At 63.9% G+C, this 24,872-nt stretch carries 23 protein-coding genes; 16 read left to right on the top strand and 7 right to left on the bottom strand.

The window, feature by feature from the left end; translation table 11 throughout:
• The first annotated feature begins 13 nt into the window (after nucleotides 1-13).
• The 3 genes from tssM to Q6A48_RS06985 are packed head-to-tail and all read left to right on the top strand — an operon-like array spanning nucleotide 14 to nucleotide 5,144.
• Nucleotides 14-3,493 (top strand): type VI secretion system membrane subunit TssM, encoded by a 3,480-nt coding sequence (gene tssM, locus Q6A48_RS06995; RefSeq protein WP_304552913.1) that lies wholly within the window; start codon nucleotides 14-16, stop codon nucleotides 3,491-3,493.
• Nucleotides 3,493-4,218 (top strand): PP2C family protein-serine/threonine phosphatase, encoded by a 726-nt coding sequence (locus Q6A48_RS06990; RefSeq protein WP_304552910.1) that lies wholly within the window; start codon nucleotides 3,493-3,495, stop codon nucleotides 4,216-4,218. Before tssM ends, Q6A48_RS06990 begins: the two co-directional genes overlap by 1 nt.
• Entirely contained in the window at nucleotides 4,215-5,144 is a 930-nt protein-coding gene (locus tag Q6A48_RS06985; RefSeq protein WP_369811670.1) for a serine/threonine-protein kinase, read from the top strand. The genes Q6A48_RS06990 and Q6A48_RS06985 overlap by 4 nt, the downstream gene beginning before the upstream one ends.
• Before the next feature lie 55 nt (nucleotides 5,145-5,199).
• Here Q6A48_RS06985 and aroE read toward each other — a convergent pair whose 3' ends face one another.
• Both aroE and hemF read right to left on the bottom strand, forming a co-directional pair.
• Nucleotides 5,200-6,021, bottom strand: coding sequence for a shikimate dehydrogenase (gene aroE, locus Q6A48_RS06980; protein ID WP_304552908.1), 822 nt, complete (start codon nucleotides 6,019-6,021; stop codon nucleotides 5,200-5,202).
• Between the two features lie 13 nt (nucleotides 6,022-6,034).
• A complete protein-coding gene (gene hemF, locus Q6A48_RS06975; RefSeq protein WP_304552907.1) occupies nucleotides 6,035-6,949 on the bottom strand; it encodes an oxygen-dependent coproporphyrinogen oxidase in 915 nt (304 codons plus the stop codon).
• A gap of 163 nt (nucleotides 6,950-7,112) precedes the next feature.
• On the opposite strand from hemF, the gene Q6A48_RS06970 reads away from it, so the two are divergent.
• Nucleotides 7,113-8,090 (top strand): NADPH:quinone reductase, encoded by a 978-nt coding sequence (locus tag Q6A48_RS06970; RefSeq protein WP_304552905.1) that lies wholly within the window; start codon nucleotides 7,113-7,115, stop codon nucleotides 8,088-8,090.
• A gap of 139 nt (nucleotides 8,091-8,229) precedes the next feature.
• Here Q6A48_RS06970 and tsaC read toward each other — a convergent pair whose 3' ends face one another.
• From tsaC to Q6A48_RS06955, 3 genes are all read right to left on the bottom strand, one after another.
• Nucleotides 8,230-8,787, bottom strand: a complete 558-nt coding sequence (gene tsaC, locus Q6A48_RS06965; RefSeq protein WP_304552903.1) for an L-threonylcarbamoyladenylate synthase type 1 TsaC — start codon at nucleotides 8,785-8,787, stop codon at nucleotides 8,230-8,232.
• A 61-nt stretch (nucleotides 8,788-8,848) separates the two neighbouring features.
• Nucleotides 8,849-9,943: a DNA-processing protein DprA gene (dprA, locus tag Q6A48_RS06960; RefSeq protein ID WP_304552902.1), complete on the bottom strand. Its 1,095-nt coding sequence runs from the start codon at nucleotides 9,941-9,943 to the stop codon at nucleotides 8,849-8,851.
• Between the two features lie 80 nt (nucleotides 9,944-10,023).
• Nucleotides 10,024-11,049, bottom strand: coding sequence for a LysM peptidoglycan-binding domain-containing protein (locus Q6A48_RS06955; RefSeq protein WP_304552900.1), 1,026 nt, complete (start codon nucleotides 11,047-11,049; stop codon nucleotides 10,024-10,026).
• Between the two features lie 180 nt (nucleotides 11,050-11,229).
• Here Q6A48_RS06955 and def point away from each other — a divergent pair, with 180 nt between their 5' ends.
• From def to Q6A48_RS06930, 5 genes are all read left to right on the top strand, one after another.
• Nucleotides 11,230-11,736, top strand: a complete 507-nt coding sequence (gene def / locus Q6A48_RS06950; RefSeq protein ID WP_042731214.1) for a peptide deformylase — start codon at nucleotides 11,230-11,232, stop codon at nucleotides 11,734-11,736.
• Between the two features lie 71 nt (nucleotides 11,737-11,807).
• Nucleotides 11,808-12,767 (top strand): methionyl-tRNA formyltransferase, encoded by a 960-nt coding sequence (gene fmt, locus Q6A48_RS06945; protein WP_304552896.1) that lies wholly within the window; start codon nucleotides 11,808-11,810, stop codon nucleotides 12,765-12,767.
• Entirely contained in the window at nucleotides 12,764-14,074 is a 1,311-nt protein-coding gene (gene rsmB / locus Q6A48_RS06940) for a 16S rRNA (cytosine(967)-C(5))-methyltransferase RsmB (protein ID WP_304552894.1), read from the top strand. Before fmt ends, rsmB begins: the two co-directional genes overlap by 4 nt.
• A gap of 24 nt (nucleotides 14,075-14,098) precedes the next feature.
• Entirely contained in the window at nucleotides 14,099-15,472 is a 1,374-nt protein-coding gene (trkA, locus tag Q6A48_RS06935; RefSeq protein ID WP_304552892.1) for a Trk system potassium transporter TrkA, read from the top strand.
• Nucleotides 15,473-15,621: 149 nt separating this feature from the next.
• On the top strand, nucleotides 15,622-15,933 hold the full coding sequence (locus Q6A48_RS06930) for a tetratricopeptide repeat protein (protein ID WP_304552890.1): 312 nt from the start codon (nucleotides 15,622-15,624) through the stop codon (nucleotides 15,931-15,933).
• Nucleotides 15,934-15,951: 18 nt separating this feature from the next.
• On the opposite strand, the gene Q6A48_RS06925 is transcribed toward Q6A48_RS06930, so the two are convergent.
• Nucleotides 15,952-16,875 (bottom strand): zinc ABC transporter substrate-binding protein, encoded by a 924-nt coding sequence (locus tag Q6A48_RS06925; RefSeq protein ID WP_304552889.1) that lies wholly within the window; start codon nucleotides 16,873-16,875, stop codon nucleotides 15,952-15,954.
• A gap of 66 nt (nucleotides 16,876-16,941) precedes the next feature.
• Here Q6A48_RS06925 and zur point away from each other — a divergent pair, with 66 nt between their 5' ends.
• The 4 genes from zur to Q6A48_RS06905 are packed head-to-tail and all read left to right on the top strand — an operon-like array spanning nucleotide 16,942 to nucleotide 19,738.
• A complete protein-coding gene (gene zur / locus Q6A48_RS06920; RefSeq protein WP_304552887.1) occupies nucleotides 16,942-17,424 on the top strand; it encodes a zinc uptake transcriptional repressor Zur in 483 nt (160 codons plus the stop codon).
• On the top strand, nucleotides 17,424-18,206 hold the full coding sequence (znuC, locus tag Q6A48_RS06915; RefSeq protein WP_304552885.1) for a zinc ABC transporter ATP-binding protein ZnuC: 783 nt from the start codon (nucleotides 17,424-17,426) through the stop codon (nucleotides 18,204-18,206). The genes zur and znuC overlap by 1 nt, the downstream gene beginning before the upstream one ends.
• Complete coding sequence (gene znuB / locus Q6A48_RS06910; RefSeq protein WP_304552883.1) at nucleotides 18,199-18,987, top strand: zinc ABC transporter permease subunit ZnuB; 789 nt, start codon at nucleotides 18,199-18,201, stop codon at nucleotides 18,985-18,987. The genes znuC and znuB overlap by 8 nt, the downstream gene beginning before the upstream one ends.
• A 37-nt stretch (nucleotides 18,988-19,024) precedes the next feature.
• The gene (locus Q6A48_RS06905; protein ID WP_304552882.1) at nucleotides 19,025-19,738 is read left to right on the top strand and encodes a PA5502 family lipoprotein; all 714 of its coding nucleotides are present in this window, start codon (nucleotides 19,025-19,027) and stop codon (nucleotides 19,736-19,738) included.
• Between the two features lie 148 nt (nucleotides 19,739-19,886).
• Here the strand turns inward: Q6A48_RS06905 and katE are convergent, their stop codons facing one another.
• Nucleotides 19,887-22,025: a catalase HPII gene (gene katE, locus Q6A48_RS06900; RefSeq protein WP_304552881.1), complete on the bottom strand. Its 2,139-nt coding sequence runs from the start codon at nucleotides 22,023-22,025 to the stop codon at nucleotides 19,887-19,889.
• Between the two features lie 208 nt (nucleotides 22,026-22,233).
• Here katE and Q6A48_RS06895 point away from each other — a divergent pair, with 208 nt between their 5' ends.
• The 3 genes from Q6A48_RS06895 (at nucleotide 22,234) to Q6A48_RS06885 (ending at nucleotide 24,774) form a co-directional block, all read left to right on the top strand.
• Nucleotides 22,234-23,241 carry a methionine ABC transporter ATP-binding protein gene (locus Q6A48_RS06895; RefSeq protein WP_304552880.1) on the top strand — a complete coding sequence of 336 codons (1,008 nt, stop codon included), beginning with the start codon at nucleotides 22,234-22,236 and terminating at the stop codon, nucleotides 23,239-23,241.
• Nucleotides 23,241-23,903 (top strand): methionine ABC transporter permease, encoded by a 663-nt coding sequence (locus Q6A48_RS06890; protein WP_304552878.1) that lies wholly within the window; start codon nucleotides 23,241-23,243, stop codon nucleotides 23,901-23,903. The genes Q6A48_RS06895 and Q6A48_RS06890 overlap by 1 nt, the downstream gene beginning before the upstream one ends.
• Nucleotides 23,904-23,994: 91 nt before the next feature.
• A complete protein-coding gene (locus Q6A48_RS06885; RefSeq protein ID WP_304552876.1) occupies nucleotides 23,995-24,774 on the top strand; it encodes a MetQ/NlpA family ABC transporter substrate-binding protein in 780 nt (259 codons plus the stop codon).
• The last annotated feature ends 98 nt before the right edge of the window (nucleotides 24,775-24,872 follow it).

The raw sequence follows: 24,872 nt of genomic DNA, 5'->3' as shown, positions 1-24,872 counted from the left end.
ACAGGGAAGTGTCATGAAACTGCTTTTGCGAAAAGTCGATGCCTGGGTTCGTCAGCGCTGGGCCTGGTCGCTGCTGCTGGTGCTCTGTGCATCACTGCTGGTGTGGTGGGTCGGGCCCTTGCTGGCCGTCAACGACTACAAGTTCTGGGCAAGTCCCACCGCCAGGCTGCTGAGCGTCAGCGCGCTCCTGCTGGGGTGGGGCCTGGGCATGGTGTTCGCCAATGGGCGTGCCGGTTCGCCTGCGACTGTCCAGGAAAACGACACCGATCAACCCGGTGGCCCGCACCGGACGCGGCTCGATCAAGAACAACGCGAAGTCCGTACGCGCTTCAAGGCGGCAATGAGAACGCTAAAGACCGCAAGCTCTTGCCCTGGCCAAGGAAAACGCCGGCGCAACGACCTGCCGTGGTACTTGTTGATAGGGCCACCCGCCAGCGGCAAGACCCACCTCCTGGAAGGCTCGGGCCTGGAGTTTCTGCACAAGTGCGAGCGTACGCCGCTCGACGATCACTCGGGCACCCGGTATTGCGAGTGGTACTTCACCGAACACGCGGTGTTGGTCGACACCGCCGGGCGCTTCCTGACCCAGAGAGACGGCGATATCGACAGCCATGCATGGGGCGTACTCCTTGAATTACTGAGAAAGCGTCGCCGTGGTCGTCCACTGAGCGGTGTACTGTTGACTGTTCCAACCGAGCTCCTGCTGCTGGGCAGCGAGGGGGAAATAGCCGCTCTGGCTCGCCAGGCCCAGGGCCGTCTGCAGGAATTGAAACAACGGCTGCACATCGATGTGCCGATTTACCTGGTGTTGAGCAAAGCGGACTGCGTGCCTGGATTCAATGAGTTTTTCGATTCGTTGACTCGCGAGGAACGCGACCAGGTGCTTGGCGCCAGTTTCAGTCGAGACCCGCGCGCCAGCGCTGTGAGTGAATGGCGCGCCCACTTCGAAGCCCTGCTGCAGAGGCTCAACAGCCAAGTCATCCTGCGCATGCACCAGGAGCGCGATACCCGCCGCCGTAGCCACATTCTTGATTTCCCACATCAGCTGGAACAGCTCGGCGCCAACCTGTGCCTATTGGTCGAGCAAGCATTCGCCGGGAGCGATCGTACCCTGCGTGGCTTCTATTTAACCTGCGCACCGCAACCAGGCCTGGCCATGAAGCCAAGCGTCGGACAAGGCAGTGCCGGGGCTCATACCAACAGTCCCTTTGGCGAGGCCCCTCGGTTCATTCATCACCTGGTCAGCCGGGTCATATTTCCGGAGGCTGACCTGGCCGACCTCGACCAGCGTGAGCGTCGCCTCATCAATTGGGGGCAGCGCACGGTGTACCTTGCGGGATTGGCGATCCTTGGCCTGTTCGGACTGCTGTGGGCGAACGGTTTCTCAACCAATCATGAACGCCTGGAACACTTGCGCACACTGGCGCAGCGCTGGAATCAGCAGCAATCGGCTCCTGTCAAAGGCGACGATTGGATCACGATGCTGCAGTCACTCGATGTCCGCTTCGAGGCCACCCAGGTTTTTCCACCGTTAACGGCGGTGCCCTGGTATGAACGTGTGGGTTTGTATCAGGGAAGGGCCAGTCATGCCGTCGTGACCGACGCGTATGTGCGGGATTTGCAGACGCAACTGTTGCCGAGGATTGCGCTGCGATTGGAAGAGCACATCCGCGACAACTGGAACGACCGTGAGCAATTGCTCAGCAGCCTGCGCGCCTACCTGATGCTCAACAGGCGCGAGCATCGCGATACCGAATGGCTCAAGGACCGGCTGGGCAAGGATGGGTCCCTTCGCCATGCAGGCAACACCGCACTTCAGGAGGGCCTGAACAGCCATTTTGCGCGCCTATTGGAGCAGCCCTTCGTCTTCCCCTTGGACGAGACGCTGGTGGCGCAAGCCAGGGAGGCCCTGCGCAGCGAGTCCATGGCTGTCGTCGTTTACAGGATGCTGTACGAACGGGCCAGCCATCTGCCGCATTACCGGTTAAGCCATCATCTGGGTGCCCAGGGGGCGTCGTTCACCGGCACCGATCATGTGATTCCCGGCCTCTACACCCGCCAGGGTTTCGAGCGGTATTTTTCGGTTCAAGGCACGATCCTGGTCAGCGAGCTGTTGCGAGACAACTGGGTGCTGGGTGATGGCGAAGGCCTGAGCAACATGGACATGCGTCGCCTGATGGCCGAGCTGGAACAGCTGTACTTTCGCGACTACGCCAACCACTGGAGCGAAGCGCTTGGTCGGGTGATGTTGCAACCGGTGACCGGAATCGCGGAGGGGGCCGAGCAACTTGCAGGGCTGGCTTCGGCGCATTCACCCATCCTGCAACTGCTGGTTCAGGTGCGCGAGCACACGCGGATCCAGAGCGTTTCCGAGCGACTCGACGACGCAGCGCCAACATCCGGGAAAAGCGGTTCCATTGGAAAACTCGTCGTGATGGCTGGAAAAGGGGCTGATGCCCTGGCCGAAAATCCACCGGACACCGCGCGAAGAGCCTTGCAACGACGTTTCGACCCGCTGCATCGGCTGCTGGACGCGGACAACGGTCCTACAGCTGATCTGAACCAGGCCTTGCGGGCCCTCGATGATCTGCAATTGCAACTGGCGAGCCTGGCTCGGGCCGGTGCCCCGGAGCACGCCGCGTTCGAGCTGGCCCGAGGCCGCATGGGCGGTCAACGCGATGCGTTGAGCCACCTGCGAAGTGCGTCAGGCCGGCTGCCGCGCCCGGTCAGCGCGTGGTTCAGCGGGCTGGCCGACGACAGTTGGCGCTTGGTGCTCAATGATTCGTACCGCTATCTGAACCAACGCTACCAGAACGAGCTGTACAGCTTTTACGGCAAGGCGATCAACAAACGCTACCCCTTCAGCGCCCACAGCGTCAGTGACGTCGCGCTCGAGGACTTCCGGGCGTTTTTCAGGAATGAGGGCCTTGTCGATCAATTCTTCGAGCGCTACCTGCGGCCCTTCGTCAGCGGTACGCCGGGGCACTACAAGCTGCGCAGTGTCGATGGGCAAAGTTTGCCGATGTCCGAGGCCTACCTCGACCAGATGACGACGGCGCACACCATTCGCCGAAGTTTTTTTGCCCATGACCCGGCCACGCCGCAGGTGCAGTTCACGCTTGAGCCCTACACCCTCGACCCTACGGTGAGCCGTTCTGAATTCCGCTTTGGCGACAAGACGCTTGAATACCGCCATGGACCGATCCTGCCCATGGCCTTCAGCTGGCCAAGCGATGCACAGGCCGGCCGAGCCGCCCTGGTGCTGGAGAAGATGACCGGGCGCGGCGTGGGAATCGAAAAAAATACCGGCCCCTGGTCTCTGTTTCGCCTGTTCGACCTGATGCCGAGCGAGTACCTGAGCGGGCGCGCCGTCACTGTGCTCAAGGCCGATCTGGGCGGGTTGCGCGCCAACTACCTGCTGACAAGCCAGCGCGCACCGAACCCATTCGATATGGAAGCGTTGCGGACATTTCGAATGCCGGTGCAACTCTGATGCCGGTCGACGGCCCTTGGCGCAGTGCCGCGCGCACGGATATCGGTAAGGTCCGGGCGCGTAACGAGGATGCTTTTCTCGAAAGTCCGCGACACGGGTTATGGGCCGTTGCCGATGGAATGGGTGGCTACCGGGGCGGAGACATTGCCAGTCAGTTGATTGTCGCCAACCTGGCGGCGTTACCGATGCGCCAGGACCTCTACGAGCGTGCAAGCGCGGTGCGCCGGTGCTTGCGCTGGAGCAATCGGCGGTTGAGCCAGGAGCTGACGGTCACCGAGGGTCATCCGGGTATTACGGGTAGCACGGTCGTGGTGCTGCTATTGGAAGGCAATCGGGGCATCTGCATCTGGGCCGGCGACAGCCGCTGCTACCTGTGGCGCGGTCGCCGGTTGTATCAATTGTCCAAGGACCACTCCCTGCAACAACACCTCATCGACACGCGCCGCATCAGCCGCGCCGAGGCCTGTGCGCATCCTGCGGGCAAGGCACTGACCCGCGCGGTCGGCGCCGAGCTGGAGCTGAAGTTGGAGGTGCTGGAATTGGCGGTGTATCCCGGCGATACGTTCTTGCTGTGCAGTGACGGCCTGTACCAAGGCCTTGGCGGGGAGGCCATGGGCAGCGCGTTGGGGTTGGCTTCGCCGCGCCTGGCGCTGGAGCGCTTGTTCGACGGCGCATTGCGCGGCCCCGCGGGGGATAACCTCACGGCGGTGGTGGTTCGTCGGTGAGTGTCGAGGGTCGCCAACCCACCTATTTCGCCTTTGTCGATGCGCCGCTCGTGGCATCCACCGGACGCAAGGCCCGTGAAGCACCGCAGGTGCTTGCCGGGCGCTTTCGCCTGGAGCGTCTGCTGGGAGCGGGCGGCATGGGACTCGTGTATCGCGCCCGGGATCTGCTGCACGAACAATTCGGTGACCCCGAGCCCTACATTGCACTGAAGATGCTCAGTGAGCCCTTCAGCACATCGCCCGACGCCAGCGCGCTGCTGTACAGCGAATTTGCCCTGACCCGGCATTTGCACCATCCGAACGTGCTGCGCCCGTTCAGTTTTGAAGTGGATGCAACCCACCGGCAGGCCTTCATCACCATGGAGCTGATGCGCGGCCAGACCCTCGACCAACTGCTCTGCGAGCACCCGCGAGGCATGTCCTGGCAGGCGCTGCAAGTGATCGCCGTGCCCCTGCTCGATGCCTTGGCGTATGCCCACGGTCGAGGCGTGCTGCACGGTGACGTAAAGCCCAGCAACGTCATGCGCGGGGAAGAACAGGTGCGTCTGTTCGATTTCGGTTTGGGCCAGGCCGAACAGGGCCCGCTGAAGCGCCTGGCCAACCTCGATCGCAAACGCCTCAACGCCTGGACACCCGCCTATGCCGCGCCGGAACTGCTGGAAGGCTCGGCCCTGTCGGCGGCTGCCGACATCTATGGCGCGGCTTGCCTGTTGTATGAACTGGCCAGCGGCACCCATCCCTTTCGCCGCTTGCCCTCGACCCAGGCTCGCGCTGCGCGATTGGAACGACAGCTCAAGGCGCCGCGCAACCTGCCCAGGCGCTGTTGGTCGGCATTGCGTCTGGCCCTGGCATTCGATCCGGGGCGACGGGGTATCAGCGCGGCTCAATTGCGGGACGTGTTCAGCAGGGGGGCGTCCTGGTGGTGAGCGGGGCGACCTGCGCTCTGTGATCGCTATCGCGAGCCTGCTCGCTGCAAATGCCCTACAACGCCAACTGTCGGCGCAACTCCGCCAGCACGGGCGCGGTGTCGGGGCGCACGCCACGCCACAGGTAGAAAGCTTCACCAGCCTGTTCGGCCAGCATGCCCAAGCCATCCATCGCCACCGCTGCGCCGTGTTCGCTGGCCCACCGGCAGAACGAGGTGGGTGCCTTGCTGTACATCATGTCGTAGCAAAACGTCTTGCCTGGTTCGATCAAGCTTCCGGCGATCGGCGGTACATCCCCTGACAGGCTCGCCGACGTGGCGTTGATGATCAGGTCCACCGGTTCCCGCAGCCAGTCGAAGCCACTGGCGGACACCGGGCCCAGGTCGGCGAACGACTCGGCCAGCCGCTCAGCCTTTTCTACCGTGCGATTGGCGATGATCACCGAGGCCGGCGCTTCGGCCAGCAACGGCTCCAGGGCACCGCGCACCGCGCCGCCGGCCCCCAGCAACAGGATGCGCTTGCCCTTGAGGCTGAACCCGGCGTTGACGGTCAAGTCCCGCACCAGCCCGGCACCGTCGGTGTTGTCCCCCAACAAGCGGCCATCGGCCAGCTTGCTCAACGTGTTGACGGCCCCGGCGCGCTGCGCCCGTTCGGTGAGGCTGTCGGCCAGGCGAAAGGCGTCTTCCTTGAACGGAACGGTGACATTGGCCCCACGGCCTTCGCGGAAAAACGCCCGCGCGCACGCGGAAAAATCCTCCAGGGGCGCCAGCAGCGTGGTGTAGTCCAATACCTGGCCGGTCTGTTCGGCGAACAAACGGTGAATCAGCGGCGACTTGCTGTGGCCGATCGGGTTACCCATTACAACGTAGCGGTCCATGAGCGTTCCTCGTTCAGGCTGTTGCCAGCCAATCGCGATCCTGCAGGAAATAGTCGGTCAGGCGGGCCTCTTCGCTGCCCGGTTCCGCTTTCCAGTCGTAGCCCCAGCGCACTTGCGGTGGCAAGGACATCAGGATCGACTCGGTCCGTCCGCCCGATTGCAGCCCGAACAGGGTGCCGCGGTCGTAGACCAGGTTGAATTCCACATAGCGTCCGCGGCGGTATTCCTGGAATTCGCGCTGCTTGGCGGTGAACGCATCGTGCTTGCGGCGGCGCATGATCGGCAGGTAGGCGTCGATGTAGGCATCGCCGATGGCCCGCATGAAGGCGAAGCTGGTGTCGAAATCCCATTCGTTCAGGTCGTCGAAGAACAGGCCGCCGATGCCCCGCGGCTCGTTGCGATGCTTGAGGTGGAAATAGCTGTCGCACCAGGCCTTGTAGCGCGGATACACCTGCGGGCCGAACGGTGCGCAGGCCCGCTCGGCAATGCGGTGCCAGTGCACGCAATCTTCTTCCACGCCGTAGTAGGGGGTCAGGTCGAAGCCGCCGCCGAACCACCAGACCGGCTCTTCGCCTTCCTTTTCCGCGATGAAAAAGCGCACGTTGGCGTGGGACGTCGGCACGTGGGGGTTGTGCGGATGCATCACCAGCGACACGCCCAGGGCCTCGAAACCGCGCCCGGCCAGTTCCGGCCGGTGGGCGCTGGCCGACGGTGGGAGACCGCTGCCAAAGACGTGGGAAAAGTTGACGCCGCCTTTTTCGATCACCGTGCCGTTTTCGATCACCCGGGTGCGACCGCCACCGCCGGCCGGCCGGGACCAGGCGTCTTCGACGAAGCGAGTGCCACCGTCCTCGGTTTCCAGGGCGGCGCAGATACGGTCTTGCAGGTCGAGCAGGTAGGCTTTCACGGCCTCGGTGCGAGTGGACATGACATCACCTTGATCAGGGCTACGCTACGCGGCGTAACGTGCCGGCGGCAAAAAGGGCGCACAGGATACCACCGCGCTTGCCCACGCCACAGTTGACGAAGGTCAAGCTTAGGAGTCCGATAGCAGGCTTGGTAAAAAGTCCCGCGACAAGGAGAAAGTGAAGATGGCCAAACGCATCCAGTTCCGTTCCCATGGCGGCCCCGAAGTGCTCGAGTACCTGGACTACCAGCCCGCCGAGCCGGGCCCGCAGCAGGTACGTGTCAGCAACAAGGCGATCGGTTTGAATTTCATCGACACCTACTACCGCAGCGGCCTGTATCCGCCACCGGCGCTGCCTTCGGGCCTTGGCGCCGAAGGGGCGGGCGTGGTCGAGGCGATCGGGCCTGGCGTCACGCGGTTCAAAGTCGGTGACCGGGTGGCGTACGGCAGCGGTCCGCTGGGCGCCTACAGCGATGTGCATGTATTGCCCGAGGCCAACCTGGTGCACCTGCCGGAATCCATCAGCTTCGAACAGGCGGCCGGGGTGATGCTCAAGGGCCTGACCGTGCAGTACTTGCTGCGCCAGACCTATGAACTCAAGGGCGGCGAAACCATCCTGTTCCATGCGGCCGCCGGCGGCGTGGGTTCCCTGGCCTGCCAATGGGCCAAGGCCCTGGGCGTTAAGCTGATCGGCACTGTCAGTTCAGCCGAGAAAGCCGCCGTCGCCAAAGCCCACGGCGCTTGGGAAACCATCGACTACAGCAAGGAAAACGTCGCACAACGCGTGCTGGAATTGACTGACGGCAAGAAGGTGCCCGTGGTGTACGACGGCGTCGGCAAGGACACCTGGCTGACCTCCCTGGACTGCGTGGCCCCTCGCGGCTTGCTGGTGAGCTTCGGCAATGCTTCCGGCGCGGTGGACGGCGTGAACCTGGGGATCCTTTCGGCCAAGGGCTCGCTGTATGTCACCCGCCCGACCCTGGCGACCTACGCCAACAACGCACAAAACCTGCAACGCATGGCCGACGAGCTGTTCGGCATGATCAGCAGCGGCAAGCTCACGGTGGACATTAACCAGCGCTACCCACTGGCGGAAGCGGCCAAGGCCCAGGCCGAGCTGTCGGCGCGACGCACGACCGGGTCGACCATACTTCTGCCCTAAGCAGAGTAAGACCTGTGGGAGCGGGCTTGCCCGCGAAAGCGGCGGGTCAGCTTGCATCGATGTTGGATGTGCTGGCGTCTTCGCGGGCAAGCCCGCTCCCACACTCGTTTTGCGTCGAACATGGCATTCATGTTCGCGCTCAGTCCGGCCGCACCACCTTGCCGGTGGCCAGGTCGCGGATCACGCTGGGGTTCTTGCGCCCGCCCAGGTTGCCACCCAGCACCAGGTCGACCTGGCCGCGGAAATACTGCTCGACACGAATCCGCGTGCGCGCCGCCGGGCGGCCCTGGGGGTTGGCCGAGGTGGACACCAACGGCCCGACCAGGGAACACAGGTCGCGCACGGTGGGGTGATCGCTGACCCGTAGCGCGACGGTGTCGTGCACACCGGTGATCCATTCCGGCAGCAAGTTCTGGTGCGGCACCAGCCAGGTATTGGGGCCTGGCCAGGTGCTGGCCATGCGGTCCATCCACGTTTCAGGGAAGTCTTCGAAGAGGAAATCGAACTGGTGGATGTTGTCCGCCACCAGGATCAGGCCTTTGTCGGGCAGACGCGACTTGATCGCCAGCAGGCGCTCCACCGCTTCTTCGTTCCACGGGTCGCACCCCAGGCCCCAGACCGCTTCGGTTGGATAGGCAATCACCGCCCCGGCGCGAATTTCTCGCGCGGCTTGTTGCACACGCCAACTGTTGACCATGAAAGATTCTCCGCAACACAAGATAAGGCTGTGCGCAGTTTACCGATCTTCCCCATAAAACCTAGCGGGCAAACCAGCGCCCGCTGTCGCAGATGGCGCGGCCCTCCATTTCCAGCTCTGTCAACGCCGCCAACACCTTGGACAGGCCCCAGCCACTGGCATCGGCCAGCGCCTCGCTGGTCAGCGGCGCGGCATGGAGCAGACGCAACAGCGGATGGGTCACCGGTGCGGGTTCCGCCCCCAAGGGCAACCGCTGCCAACCGCGTAACGCTTCGAGGATGTGCTCGACCGTCTCGACCAACGCGGCACCGTCACGGATCAGCTGGTGGCAGCCACGTGCGCCAGGGTGGTGGATCGAGCCAGGGATCGCGTAGACCTCGCGGCCCTGTTCCGCTGCCAGGCGCGCGGTGATCAGCGATCCGCTGGCGACGCTGGCCTCCACCACCAGCACGCCGAGGGACAAGCCGCTGATGATCCGGTTGCGCCGCGGAAAGTTGCTGGCATGGGGCGGGGCGTCCAGTGGAAACTCCGACACCACGGCGCTGCCCTGTTCGATCATCGCCTCCGCCAGGCGGCGATTGCGCTGTGGATAAAAATTTTCCAGGCCGGTGCCCAGCACGCCCACGGTACGCCCGCCAACCTCCAGTGCCGCCTGATGCGCCGCCGCGTCGATGCCCAGGGCCAGGCCACTGGTGATGACAAAACCGGCCCCGGCCAGGCTTCGGGAAAACGCCGCCGCAGTGTCCATTCCCGGTCGCGAAGCCCGGCGGCTGCCGACCATCGCCAACTGCGGTTTTTCCAGTATCGAGGCGTCGCCGGCGACGAACAGCAGCGGCGGCGCGTCGCTGATCTGTGCCAGCAGGGCCGGGTAGTCGGCTTGGTCCCACATCAGCAAATGCTGGCCCGGACGCTCTAGCCAGGCCAACGCGTGGGCGGCGCCATCGCGCACTTCAGGGTTGCGCCGGGCTTCGGCACACGCCACGGGCAGGCCCAGCGCGCGCCAGGCACTGGCCGGCGCGCTGAGGGCTTTGGACGCCGAGCCAAAGGCTTGCAGCAGGGTCATGAAACGTTTGGGTCCCAGCTCCGGCAAGCGGTGCAGGCGTAGCCGGGCCTCCAGTTCCGCTGGGGAAACCGGAGCAGGTTCAGGCAATGACATCGGATCATCCTTGATCGTATTAAGCCCCGCGCAAACTGGAACAAGCTGTGGATAACTCTGTTGGTAACTTGTGAGACACGTTATGGGTTACGGACCTTGTCGAGCACCGCCAACGACCGCGAGGCGTACAGCACCAGGCCATAGCTGAGCTTGTCGTAGGTGCGGAATACCATCAGCAGGCCGGCCTGTTCGTCGGGGATTTTCACCGGTTGACCGGTGATACGGTCGCGCACGGTTTCGCCGGTCTTCATCACGGCCAGCACGTTGCCCTCGACGAGCCCGTCGCGACGGCCCTTGTTCAGGGTCACCACATCCAGCGCGCCGATCTGGGTGACGCCCCGGGGCACGTCGAGGATGACCCCGTTGACGGGCGATTTCGGTGCGCTGGGCATGAAGGTCGAGTTGATCGAGCGGCCCTCGCCGCTGAACAGGCGGTCACCCAGGCGCACTTCCTGGGTGGTGCGCTGAAGCACGAGGGTGGTGACGTCGCCCTCGCTGGCCACCACCTCGCCGCCACCGATGTCATCGGCGTTGATGCCCAGGAATGCCTTGGTCTCGGGGTCGGTGTAGACCTTGCCCTGGCGGAAGATGCCATACGCCGTCTCGTTCGGGTCGAAGGTGCCGCGGGCGAAGACCCGGTCGCCGGCGCCGCTGAGGACCCGTTCGGCATTGCCGGCGACGATGTAGGGCGCCTTGTCGAAGTCCTCGACCCGATCGACGATGCGGTTGCTCAGCAGGAAACTGTTGATGGCTTGCAGGGGAATGCTCGGGATGGCATCGGCCACCGGCGAGCTGCGCACCCGCGGCGACAGCTTGATGGTGCCCCGCGAAGCGCCGCGGCTGAGGGTCAGGCGCGGCTGGCCGTCGACGTAGATCAGCGACAGCGTGTCGCCAGGATAGATCAGGTTGGGGTTCTCGACCTGGGGATTGGCCTGCCAGAGCTCTGGCCACTGCCACGGCTCGCGCAGGTATTTGCCGGAAATGTCCCACAGCGTGTCCCCCGCCACCACCGTGTATTGCTGGGGAAAACCTTCCCTAAGTTGCACTTGCCCGTGCGCGATACCGGCCGAGGCCAGGAGCAGCAGGGCGAGTAGTGATTTCCTCATGCAGTGAATCCCTTTATTATGTGCGTTCGCGTAAAACGCCAGAGCCCCCGTGGCTCGTTCCGTCAGGCGCCTGCTTCAAGCGGCAGCGTTCAGGAACAACGTTTTACAACGGTAGCCTGCATCCCAAGACACGCCAGGCCAGCCACCCGACTTTACCTCACACGTGCATTTATCAAGCTTATGGCCATTCTGAACATTCTCGAATTCCCGGACCCGCGCCTGCGCACTATCGCCAAACCGGTGGCCGTAGTGGACGACGAAGTGCGTCAGTTGGTCGATGACATGTTTGAAACAATGTATGAGGCGCCCGGCATCGGCCTCGCCGCGACCCAGGTCAACGTGCACAAGCGTATCGTCGTGATGGACCTCTCCGAAGACCGTAGCGAGCCACGGGTGTTCATCAACCCCGAGTTCGAGACCCTGACCGACGAGATGGAGCAATACCAGGAAGGCTGCCTCTCGGTGCCGGGTTTCTACGAGAACGTCGATCGCCCGCAGAAGGTCAAGATCAAGGCCCTGGACCGCGACGGCCAACCCTACGAGCTGATCGCCGAAGGCTTGCTGGCGGTGTGCATCCAGCACGAGTGTGACCACCTCAACGGCAAGTTGTTCGTCGATTACCTGTCGACCCTCAAGCGCGACCGGATCAAGAAAAAACTGGAAAAACTTCATCGCCAGAATGCTTGATGCCCTCCTTCAAAGGCTTGCCACGGCAAGCCTTTTTCTTTATGCGACTGCTTTGTAACCGAGAGCCTCCCATGACTGAGCCACTGCGCATCGTCTTTGCCGGCACCCCCGAATTTGCCGCCGAACACCTCAAGGCCCTGCTGGCCAGCCCGCATGAAATCGTCGCGGTCTACACCCAGCCGGATCGCCCGGCCGGTCGCGGGCAGAAACTGATGCCCAGCCCGGTCAAGCAGTTGGCCGTGGAGAACGGCATCCAGGTCTTGCAGCCGCCGACCCTGCGCGACGGGCAAGCCCAGGCCGAACTGGCCGCGCTCAAGCCCGACCTGATGGTGGTGGTCGCCTACGGCCTGATCCTGCCCCAAGTGGTGCTGGACATCCCGCGCCTGGGTTGCATCAACAGCCATGCGTCGCTGCTGCCGCGCTGGCGCGGAGCCGCGCCGATCCAGCGCGCCGTGGAGGCAGGTGACGCAGAAAGTGGCGTGACCGTGATGCGCATGGAAGCCGGCCTGGACACCGGGCCGATGCTGCTCAAGGCCAGCACCCCCATCAGCGCCGAAGACACCGGCGGCAGCCTGCACGACCGCCTCGCGCTGATCGGCCCGCCGGCCGTGGTCCAGGCCATTGCCGGCCTGGCCGCCGGCACGCTGGAAGGCGAGGTGCAGGACGACAGCCTGGCCACCTACGCGCACAAACTGAACAAGGACGAAGCTCGCATCGACTGGAGCCGCCCAGCCGTCGAGCTGGAGCGCCTGGTGCGCGCCTTCAACCCTTGGCCGATCTGCCACAGCACCTTGAACGGCGAAGCCCTGAAGGTGCTGGCGGCCAGTTACGCCGAAGGGAAGGGCGCACCGGGTGAGATCCTCAGTGCCAGCAAGGACGGCCTCATCGTAGCCTGCGGCGAGCAGGCGCTGTGCCTGACGCGCCTGCAATTGCCCGGAGGCAAGGCATTGAATTTCAGCGACCTGTTCAACAGCCGCCGTGAGAAATTTGCCGTCGGCACGGTCCTGGGCCAAGCGGCGGACGCCTCATGAACCCGCGCCTGGCCGCCGCCAAGGCGCTCGCCGCCGTGCTCAGCGGGAAAGCTTCGCTCAACAGTTCCCTGCCGACCCAGTTGGACAAGGTCGAAGAACGTGACCGCGGCTTCACCCAGGACCTGGCCTTCGGCACCGCCCGCTGGCAGCCGCGGCTGTCGGCCCTGGCGGCCAAGCTGTTGCAGAAACCGTTCAAGGGTGCCGACGTGGACGTCGAGGCGCTGTTGCTGGTGGGCCTGTATCAACTGCTCTACAGCCGCGTTCCCGCCCACGCCGCCATCGGCGAAACCGTGGGCTGCGCCGACAAGCTGAAAAAGCCCTGGGCCAAGGCCCTGCTCAATGCCGTGTTGCGCCGCGCCCAACGGGAAAGCGAAACCCTGCTGGCCGAGCTGGAGCATGACCCGGTGGTGCGCACCGCTCACCCGCGCTGGTTACAGAAATCCCTCAAAGCGTTCTGGCCCGAGCAATGGGAAGCCATCTGCGCCGCCAACAATGCTCACCCGCCGATGATCCTGCGGGTCAACCGCCGTCACCATACCCGCGATGCCTACCTGGCGTTGCTGGGCGAGGCGGGCATCCCGGCCATCCCGTGCCAGTACAGCCGCGACGGCATCGTCCTGGAAACCCCGGGCGATGTGCGCACCCTGCCGGGCTTCTCCGAGGGCTGGATCAGCGTCCAGGACGAAGCCGCCCAACTGGCCGCCGACCTGCTGGAGCTGGCGCCCGGTCAACGGGTGCTCGACGCCTGCTGTGCGCCGGGCGGCAAGACCTGCCATATCCTCGAGGCCGAGCCGAAGCTGGCCGGCGTGGTGGCCGTCGACCTGGAAGCCAAGCGCCTGGTGCGGGTGAAGGAAAACCTCGAGCGCCTGGGCCTGGCCGCCCAACTCATTGCCGCCGATGGGCGCGACACCGGCGCCTGGTGGGACGGCAAGCCGTTCCAGCGCATCCTGCTGGACGCGCCGTGCTCGGCCACCGGAGTGATCCGCCGCCACCCGGACATCAAGCTCACCCGCCAGGCGGACGACATCGCCGCCCTGGCGTCGCTGCAAGGCGAACTGCTCGATGCCCTGTGGCCAACCCTCGACGTCGGCGGCATCCTGCTGTACGCCACCTGCTCGACGTTGCCGACCGAGAACACCGAAGTGATCGACGCCTTCCTCGCCCGCACCTCGGGCGCCCGGGAGCTGGACATTGCCACCCAGGCCGGCCTGAAGCAGCCCCACGGCCGCCAGTTGCTGGCCCAGGAGGGCGGTCACGACGGGTTCTACTACGCCAAGCTGATCAAGATCGCCGCCGCGCGCGGTTAAGACCGATTCGAAAGGAGTGAGCGGATGAAAATCATCATCCTCGGCGCAGGGCAGGTCGGCGGTTCGCTGGCGGAACACTTGGCCAGCGAGGCCAATGACATCACCGTGGTGGACACCGACGGCGAGCGCCTGCGGGACCTGGGCGACCGCCTCGACATCCGCACGGTGCAGGGCCGCGGTTCGTTGCCGACGGTATTGCGCCAGGCCGGTGCCGACGATGCCGACATGCTCGTGGCCGTCACCAACAGCGATGAAACCAACATGGTCGCCTGCCAGGTCGCCCACACCTTGTTCCACACCCCGACCAAGATCGCCCGGGTGCGCGAAGCGGCCTACCTGACCCGCGCCGACCTGTTCGACAACGAGGCGATCCCGGTGGATGTGCTGATCAGCCCCGAGCAGGTGGTGACCAACTACATCAAGCGCCTGATCGAGCACCCGGGGGCGCTGCAGGTGATCGACTTCGCCGAAGGCAAGGCGCAACTGGTGGCGGTGAAGGCCTACTATGGCGGCCCGCTGGTGGGCCAGCAATTGCGCCAGTTGCGCGAGCACATGCCGAATGTGGAGACACGGGTGGCGGCGATCTTCCGCCGCGACCGGCCGATCCTGCCCCAGGGCGACACGGTGATCGAAGCGGACGACGAGGTGTTCTTCATCGCGGCCAAGGCGAATATTCGCGCGGTGATGAGCGAAATGCGCCGCCTCGACGAGCGCAACAAGCGCATCGTGATCGCCGGCGGCGGGCAGATCGGCGAGCGCCTGGCCGAGGCCATCGAGAGCCGATACCAGGTCAAGATCATCGAGATGAGCCCGGCCCGCTGCCGCTACCTGTCGGACACCCTCGACAGCACCGTGGTGCTGCAGGGCAGTGCGTCGGATCGCGACCTGCTGCTGGAAGAGAACATCGCCGAAGCCGACATCTTCCTGGCACTGACCAACGACGACGAAGCCAACATCATGTCGTCCCTGTTGGCCAAGCGCCTGGGGGCGAAGAAGGTGATGACCATCATCAACAACCCGGCCTATGTCGACCTGATCCAGGGCGGCGACATCGACATTGCCATCAGCCCGCAGTTGGCGACCATCGGCACTTTGCTGGCGCACGTGCGGCGCGGCGACATCGTCAGCGTGCACTCCCTGCGCCGGGGCGCGGCCGAAGCCATCGAGGCGATCGCCCATGGCGATGCCAAGTCCAGCAAAGTGATCGGCAAGGCCATCCGCGACATCGGCCTGCCGCCGGGCACCACCATTGGCGCCATCATCCGTGACGAAGAAGTGCTGATCGCCCATGACGATCTGTGCATCCAGACCGGCGACCATGTGATCCTGTTCCTGGTGGACAAGAAACACATTCGCGATGTGGAGAAGCTGTTCCATGTGGGGTTGAGCTTTTTCTGATCCCGCATGGGTAATGACAGGATTGTCCCTCTTCGCGGGCAGGCTCGCTCCCACAGAGATCTCCATCGAGTGTGGGAGCGAGCCTGCTCGCGATAACCCTCTCACATTCAATAGGCCAGCCACTGGAACAGCCAAAAAGGACATGCCCCATGCTCGAATCCCTGGAAAAAATGCTCGCCAAGGGTGTGGATAACCCGCTGCTGCGCTTCGGCCTTGGCAAAGGCTACCTGGACCTCGGCGAGTTTTCCCGTGCCGCCGGGCACCTGCAACGCTGCGTCGAGCTCGACCCCCGGTACTCGGCCGCCTGGAAGCTGTTGGGCAAGGCGCATCAGGGCCAGGGCGACTTCGCGGCGGCGCGCAAGGCTTGGGAACAGGGGCTGGACGCCGCCCGGGGCCATGGCGACAAGCAGGCCGAGAAGGAAATGACCGTGTTCCTCAAGAAGCTCGATCGCCAGCCCTGACCGCTGGCGCGGTTCGCCCTACAGCGAGGCCAGGCACCCCGCCAGGTCATTGCCGAGTTTTTCCAGCAATTGCTCATACCCTTGCGCCGTTGCCGGGGTGTAGCCACCCAGCGCGTCCAGTTCCGCCAGCTTCACCGGCAGCCCGGCCACCAGGGTTTCGGCCAGGCGCGGGCGCAGGGGCGGCTCGCTGAAGACGCACGTCTTGCCCACCGCCTGCAAGCGCGAGCGCATGGCCGCCACGTGCTGCGCGCCGGGCTGGACCTCGGCCGCCACGGCGAACACCCCGGCGTGCTTGAGGCCATAGTGGTCTTCGAAATAGTCGAACGCTTCGTGGAAGACGAAATACGGCTTGCCCGCGACCCCGGCCAAACGGGCCTTGAGGCGCGTGTCCAGCGCGTCGAGACGTTGGTTGAAACCGGCGAGGTTGCTTTGGTAACGGGCCGCGTTGGCTGGATCGGCCGCGCTGAGGTCAGCGGCCATTTTTGCGGCGATCACCCGGGCATTGAGTGGCGAAAGCCACAAATGGGCGTCGATCGTGCCAGGGCGATGATCATGGTCGTGCTCATCGCCGTCTTCGTCGGTATGGGAATGGCTGTCCTCGGCGAAATGCCGCAGCTTGAGCCCGGGCAGGTCTTGCAGCGCAACGGAAGGCAGCGTACGACCGTTCAACACCCGCGGCAGGAAACCTTCCATGTCGGGGCCAATCCAGTAGAGCAGGTCCACCGATTGCACCTTGCGCACATCGGACGGCCGCAGTGCGTAGTGATGGGGCGAAGCGCCCGGCGGCAACAGCACCTCGGGCACGCCCACGCCGTCCTGCACGGCAGCGGCAATCAACTGCAACGGCTTGATGCTGGTGAGGACCTTGACCTCGGCCTGGGCCGGGGCGATCAGCAGGGCACTGGCGAAAAAAGCGACAAAGAGCAAAAAAAATCGGGACACGATGACCACTCGAAGAGGCGAGAACGGGTAACATAATAACGTCTCTCACTGAACTCGTCGCTGCCCATGCCTATTACACCCCTTGCCAGTCGTCCCCACGATCACTCCCATTGCGTGCACAGCGCGCTGTCCGAGGCCGATGCCCTCTGCGCGCGCCAGGGGTTGCGCCTGACGGCGTTGCGTCGCCGGGTGCTGGAGTTGGTCTGGCAAAGCCACAAGCCTCTGGGCGCCTACGACATCCTGGCGGTGCTCAGTGAACAGGACGGCCGCCGCGCCGCCCCGCCCACCGTTTATCGGGCGCTGGATTTCCTGCTGGAGAACGGCCTGGTGCACCGCATTTCCTCGCTGAACGCGTTCGTCGGCTGCAACCACCCGGAGCACGCCCACCAGGGCCAGTTCCTGATCTGCCGCGAATGCCACGCCGCCATCGAGCTGGAGCAGAAGTCCATCAGCGATGCGATCATCGCCAGCGCCCGGGACGTAGGCTTCGTGGTCGACACCCAGACCGTCGAAGTGGTCGGCCTCTGCTCCGGTTGCCAGGGGGCCTGATGAGCAACGCGTTGATCCGCCTCGAACAGGTGGCCGTGAAATTCGCCGGGCAGAACGTGCTGGATGACATCCACCTGAGCGTCGAGCCCGGGCAGATCGTGACCCTGATCGGCCCCAACGGCGCCGGCAAGACGACCCTGGTGCGCGCCGTGCTGGGCTTGCTCAAGCCCGACAGCGGCAGCGTCTGGCGCAAGCCGAAGCTGCGGATCGGCTACATGCCGCAGAAACTCCACGTCGATCCGACGTTGCCGTTGTCGGTCCTGCGTTTCCTGCGCCTGGTGCCCGGCGTGGACCGCGAGCGCGCCTTGGCGGCGCTCGCCGAAGTCGGCGCCGAACAGGTCATCGACAGCCCGGTGCAAAGCGTGTCCGGCGGCGAGATGCAACGGGTGCTGCTGGCCCGGGCGCTGTTGCGCGAACCGGAGCTGCTGGTACTCGACGAGCCGGTCCAGGGGGTCGACGTGGCAGGGCAGGCCGAGCTGTACAGCCTGATCACCCGCCTGCGCGACCGCCACGGTTGCGGCGTGCTGATGGTGTCCCATGACCTGCACCTGGTGATGAGCACCACCGACCAGGTGGTCTGCCTCAATCGCCACGTCTGCTGCTCCGGCCACCCCGAGCAGGTCAGCGGCGACCCGGCTTTCGTCGAGCTGTTCGGAAAGAACGCACAAAGCCTGGCGATTTATCACCACCACCATGACCACGCCCACGACCTGCACGGCTCGGTGGTGATTGGCGCCCCGGTTACCCCCCATGTCCATGGAGATGGCTGCAAGCATGGCTGATTTTCTGTTGTACGCCCTGCTTGCAGGCCTGGCCCTCGCGCTAGTGGCCGGGCCCCTGGGCTCATTCGTGGTCTGGCGGCGCATGGCCTATTTTGGCGACACCTTGTCCCACGCGGCGTTGCTCGGCGTGGCCTTGGGCTTTCTACTGGACGTCAGCCCGGCAGTGGCGGTGACCGTTGGCTGCCTGCTGCTGGCGGTGGTGCTGGTGACCCTGCAACAGCGCCAGCCCCTGGCGTCCGACACGCTGCTGGGCATCCTGGCGCCGAGCACCTTGTCCCTCGGGCTGGTGGTCCTGAGCTTCATGCACGATGTGCGCATCGACCTGATGGCCTATCTGTTCGGCGACCTGCTGGCCATCAGTCCGACGGACCTGTCGTGGATCCTGGGGGGCAGCGCGGCGGTGCTGGCGCTGCTGGTTGGGCTCTGGCGACCGTTGCTGGCCGTCACCGTGCACGAGGAACTGGCCCGGGTCGAAGGCCTGCCCGTGACCGGGTTGCGCCTGGCGCTGATGCTGCTGATTGCGGTGGTCATCGCCGTGGCCATGAAGATCGTCGGTGTGTTGCTGATCACTTCATTGCTGATCATTCCGGCGGCTGCGGCACAACGTCACGCCCGCTCCCCGGAGCAGATGGCCCTGGGCGCGAGCCTGCTGGGCATGCTCGCGGTCTGCGGCGGGCTGGCCCTTTCCTGGTTCAAGGACACCCCGGCCGGCCCGTCGATCGTGGTCAGCGCGGCGGCGTTGTTTCTGCTGAGTTTTGTCCTGCCCCGTCGAGGGGTGTAGACTTGCTCGCTTTTTGCGCAAATAGAGAGTCGCAGGAATGAAGCCGTTCGCCTCCCGTTATCTGCTCCTTGTCGCATTTTCAGTGCTGCTGGGTGCCTGCCAGAGTACGCCACCGGTCACCGAGGCCCCCGATACCCGGGGCCCGGCCATCGCGCAGCTGGAACAAAGCCTGGCCGCCAATGAACTGGCCACCGCTGAAGATCAATTGGCCGCCTTGCAGGCCCAATCGCCGGAAGACGCGTCGCTGGAACCCTTCCAGCGCCAGTTGGCCGAGGCCTATCTGCGCCGTAGCCAGATCGACCTGCAAAAAGGTGACGTCAACGCTGCCACCACCGCCCTGAGCCGTGCCCGTGCCTTGATGCCCAAGGCGCCAGCGCTGACCGGCGAGGTCAACAGCGCGATTGCCGAAGCGCGCAAGGCCGACCTGGACAAAGCGGAGGCTGCCCTCAAGGCCGCCGAAGCCAAGCCGGTCGCCAAGTTGATCGACCCCAGCGCGCCAAGCACCACCATTGCGCTCAACATCGCCGATATCCAGCAAATGCGTCGGCAATTGGATGCTATCGCTGCGGATGTGGTGAATTACCAGTGCGATGTCAGCATCCAGGCGCCGCGCACCGAGGATTATCCCTGGTTGGCGAACTTGCTGACCAAGCGGGTCAAGAAACTCGACCCGGGGTTTGACTTGAAGCTGCGCAAGCAGATCCTGCGCAGCGTGCCGGCGCAGGTGGTCCTGACGCCTCGAAAACCCTAAAAGCATCGCGGGCAAGCCTTGCTCCCACAGGTCAATGTGTTCCCCTGAAAGCTGGCCTGTGAGAGCTGACCTGTGGGAGCTGGCTTGTGGGAGCAAGGCTTGCCCGCGATAGCGTCCTATCTAGCAACCAATCTTTTTCAGATACCGCTCAAGCCGGAACCCCCTTGGCCTTGGCCTCCCGTCCCCAAACCCGGTGCTGGGCAATGGCGGCAAAAAACCGCGGAAAATTGCTCGCATCCACATCCTCGATCAACCCCGCATCGACCCCCAGCTTCAATTCCACCAGCAACTGCCGGGCCTCGCCATGAAGCGCAATGGCCTTCAGGTGCTTGTAGGCCTCCAGCACGTAATGCAATGCCACGCCGTCCCGACTCAAGGCCTTGATCGATTCCGCCCCACCCGGAACGAACACCGCGTCAAAGGCAATCGACGGCATCCCTTCCATGGAGGCATCCACCGGCAGCGTTTGCCCGTCGGCGGTGGTGACCGGCGCGGAGGTCGGCCCCAATACCTTGGCGTGGGCGCCCTCGGCTTTCAGTGCCTGCTTCAGCGCATCGATGATTGCGCCATCGACACCGTCGGCCACCAGCACCGCGACCTTGCGGGTCTTGATGTCCCCGGAGAGCAGGTTCGCCTGGCTCAAGGCCGGGGATTTCTCCAGCGAAGGCGTCGGGACGTCCACGGTGCCAGCGGTGGGCGCCGGCAAGCCCAGGTTCTTCGCCACTCGCCCGGCCAGTTCCAGGTCGATGTTGGCCAGGATCTCGTTGACCTGCCGCGCCCGGATGAACTCGCGCTCCACCTTGCCCAGCTCGAAGCTGTAGGCGGCGATGATGTGCTCCTGTTCGTGGGGGCTCATGCTCTTGTAGAACAGCCGCGCCTGGGAGAAGTGGTCGCTGAACGAATCGCTGCGCTGGCGGATCTTGTGGGCATCGATGCGCTCCGGATAGCTTTCGAAGCCACCGTCCTGCGGGCCGGGCGGGGTTTCCTTCGGCCAGCCGCCGTCGATGGAGTTCGGCTCGTAGGAGGCGCGCCCCTTGTCGATGGTGGTGCGGTGCATGGCGTCACGCTGACCGTTGTGCACCGGGGTGATCGCCCGGTTGATCGGCAGCTCGTGAAAGTTCGGCCCGCCCAGTCGGCTGATTTGCGTGTCGGTGTAGGAAAACAGCCGGCCTTGCAGCAAAGGGTCGTTGGAAAAGTCGATGCCCGGCACGATGTGCCCAGGGCAGAACGCAACCTGTTCCACTTCGGCGAAGAAGTTATCCGGGTTGCGGTTCAGCACCATCTTGCCCAGTGGCGTAATGGGCACGAGTTCTTCCGGGATGATCTTGGTGGGGTCGAGCAGGTCGAAATCGAACTTGTGCTCGTCCTCCTCGGCAACGATTTGCACGCCGAATTCCCACTCGGGGTAGTCGCCCATCTCGATCGCTTCCCACAGGTCGCGACGGTGGTAGTCGGTGTCTTTACCGGCCAGCTTCTGGGCTTCGTCCCACACCAGGGAACAGGTGCCGACCTTGGGCCGCCAGTGGAACTTGACGAAGCTGCTGCGGCCTTCGGCGTTGATCATGCGGAAGGTGTGCACGCCGAAGCCCTGCATGCTGCGCAGGCTTTTCGGAATGGCCCGGTCGGACATCGCCCAAATCACCATGTGGGCCGATTCCGGCACCAGCGAGACGAAATCCCAGAAGGTGTCGTGGGCCGAGCCCCCGGTAGGGATTTCGTTGTGCGGCTCGGGTTTTACCGCATGGACGAAGTCCGGAAACTTGATCGCGTCCTGGATGAAGAACACCGGCATGTTGTTGCCCACCAGGTCGAAGTTGCCTTCGTCGGTGAAGAACTTCACCGCAAAGCCACGCACGTCCCGCACCGTGTCACCGGAACCCCGTGGGCCCTGTACGGTGGAAAAGCGCACGAACACCGGTGTTTTCTTGCTCGGGTCCTGTAGGAAACCGGCTTTGGTCAGTGCCGAATGCGCTTCATAGCACTGGAAGTAACCGTGGGCACCGGTGCCGCGGGCATGGACGATACGCTCCGGAATGCGCTCATGGTCAAAATGCGTGATTTTTTCACGCATGATGAAATCTTCCAGCAACGACGGCCCGCGGGCTCCGACGCGCAAGGTGTTCTGGTTGTCGGCGATCTTCACGCCCTGATTGGTGCGCAACGCCTGTTCGGTGGCGTCGGAGCGAAAGGCTTCCAGGCTGTCGAGCTTGGCGTTGGTATTACCGCGATCCAGGGTGTCGGTCCCGGCCAATTGGCTCTTGTCGACCGGGGGGTTGTTGGTGCTCATCAGGCGTCACTCCTCTTTGCGATCTGTGGCTGCTTTAGCAGTGACCCACACCGTCAAGCGGTGTTCCTTTTTTGTGCCTTTGATCGTGTTATTGCCAAATGACTGGTCGGATCGCAAATAAATGCTAAGAACCTCTATACGGACAGGCTAAAATGCGCGCCCGGCTAACCGCTGATCCCATTCCAACGCGCCCCACAAGGTTCGCTACGTGATCGAGTTTCAAAACGTCCATAAAACCTACCGGGTGTCCGGTAAGGATATTCCCGCCCTGCATCCGACCAATCTGGCGATTGAGAACGGTCAGGTCTTCGGCCTGATTGGCCATTCCGGTGCGGGAAAAAGTACCCTGCTTCGCCTGATCAATCGCCTGGAAGACGCCAGCGGCGGCAAGATCATCGTCGACGGCGAAGAAGTCACCGCGCTGGACGCCAACGGCCTGCGCCGCTTCCGCCAACAGGTCGGGATGATCTTCCAGCACTTCAACCTGCTGGCGTCCAAGACCGTAGCCGACAACGTGGCGCTGCCGCTGACGCTGGCGGGCGAACTGTCCCGCAGCGACATCGACGTCCGCGTCGCCGAATTGCTCGCCCGCGTTGGCTTGTCCGACCACGCCCGCAAGTACCCGGCGCAATTGTCCGGCGGCCAGAAACAGCGCGTCGGCATCGCCCGCGCCCTGGCGACCAAGCCCAAGATCCTGCTGTGCGACGAGGCCACCAGCGCCCTCGACCCGCAAACCACCGCCTCGGTGCTGCAACTGCTGGCCGAGATCAACCGCGAACTGAAGCTCACCATCGTGCTGATCACCCATGAAATGGACGTGATCCGCCGCGTTTGCGACCAGGTGGCGGTGATGGATGCCGGTGTGATCGTCGAGCAAGGCCCGGTGGCCGAGGTGTTCCTGCACCCCAAGCATCCGACCACCAAGCGTTTCGTCCAGGAAGACGAGCAAATCGACGAAAGCGAACAGCGCGACGACTTTGCCCATGTCCCAGGGCGCATCGTGCGGCTGACCTTCCAGGGCGATTCCACCTACGCGCCATTGCTCGGCACCGTCGCCCGGGAAACCGGCGTGGACTACAGCATCCTGGCCGGCCGCATCGACCGCATCAAAGACACCCCCTACGGGCAACTGACCCTCGCCATCACCGGCGGTGACATGGAAGCGGCCTTCGCCCGCTTCACCGCCGCCGACGTCCACATGGAGGTCCTGCGCTGATGGATTTTTTTGCAAACATCGACTGGCTGGAAATCTGGCTGGCCACCGGCGACACCTTCCTGATGCTGTTCGGCTCGTTGCTGTTCACCGTCCTGCTGGGCCTGCCCCTGGGCGTGCTGCTGTTCCTGTGCAGCCCGCGCCAGTTGCTCGAAGCCCGCGGCGTGTACGCGCTGCTGTCGCTGGTCGTCAACATCCTGCGTTCGCTGCCGTTCATCATCCTGTTGATCGTGATGATCCCGTTCACGGTGTTGATCACCGGCACCTCCCTCGGCGTGGCCGGCGCGATCCCGCCGCTGGTGGTCGGCGCCACACCGTTCTTCGCCCGCCTGGTGGAAACCGCCCTGCGTGAAGTCGACCGCGGCATCATCGAAGCGACCCAGGCCATGGGCGCAACCACGCGGCAAATCATCGTCAACGCCTTGCTGCCAGAAGCCCGCCCGGGCATCTTTGCAGCGATTACGGTGACAGCGATTACGCTGGTGTCCTACACGGCAATGGCCGGTGTCGTCGGCGCCGGCGGCCTGGGCGACCTGGCGATCCGCTTCGGTTACCAACGCTTCCAGACCGACGTCATGGTGGTCACGGTGGTGTTGCTGCTGGTGCTGGTGCAAGTGCTGCAAACCGTGGGCGACAAACTGGTTGTGCATTTTTCTAGAAAATAAGGGCCTCGCGCCAACAAACCATGAGCCAGCCATTCGCTGGCAGGCGCCGAGAACGGGCGCCGCAAGCGGACACTCACAAGGAGTTAGCTGAATGAAAAGACTACTGGTTGCCTTCGCTGCCGTTGCAGCTTTTTCCGCCCACGCCGCCGATCCCGTGGTCCTGACCGTGGCCGCCACACCGGTGCCCCACGCGCAAATCCTCGAATTCGTCAAACCCGCGCTGGCCAAGGAAGGCGTGGACCTCCAGGTCAAGGTCTTCACCGACTACATCCAGCCCAACGTGCAAGTGGCGGAAAAACGCCTGGACGCCAACTTCTTCCAACACCAGCCGTACCTGGATGAATTCAACAAAGCCAAGGGCACCCACCTGGTGAGCGTGGCCGGCGTGCACCTGGAACCCCTGGGCGCGTACTCCAGCAAGTACAAGACGCTTGCAGAAGTCCCCGGCGGTGCCAACGTGGTCATCCCCAACGACGCCACCAACGGCGGCCGTGCACTGTTGCTGCTGGCGAAGAACGGCGTGATCAAGCTGAAGGACGCGAACAACATCCTGTCGACCACCAAGGACATCGTCGAGAACCCCAAGGACCTGAAATTCCGCGAACTGGAAGCCGCGACCATTCCACGGGTACTGACCCAGGTGGATCTGGCGCTGATCAATACCAACTATGCGTTGGAAGCCAAGTTGGATCCTTCCAAGGATGCACTGGTGATTGAAGGCAGCGACTCGCCTTATGTGAACATCCTGGTGGCGCGTGAGGATGACAAGGACAGTGAGGCGATGAAGGAGCTGGTGGCGGCGCTGCATAGCCCGGAGGTTAAGGCTTTTATTCTTGAGAAGTACAAAGGGGCGGTATTGCCGGCGTTTTGAGCTGATTAGGTGGTAAAAACGGGGCTGCGTGGGAATGCAGGCCCGTTTTTTTTTGCTCGTCACGATAAGCTGTTCTATAGATTAAAAGTAATCTATCC

It is taken from the genome of Pseudomonas citrullilanati, assembly GCF_030580855.1.
Classification (GTDB): Bacteria; Pseudomonadota; Gammaproteobacteria; order Pseudomonadales; family Pseudomonadaceae; genus Aquipseudomonas; species Aquipseudomonas citrulli.
Note: the sequence above shows the minus strand (reverse complement) of the source record. Positions and strands in the feature narration are given on the sequence as shown.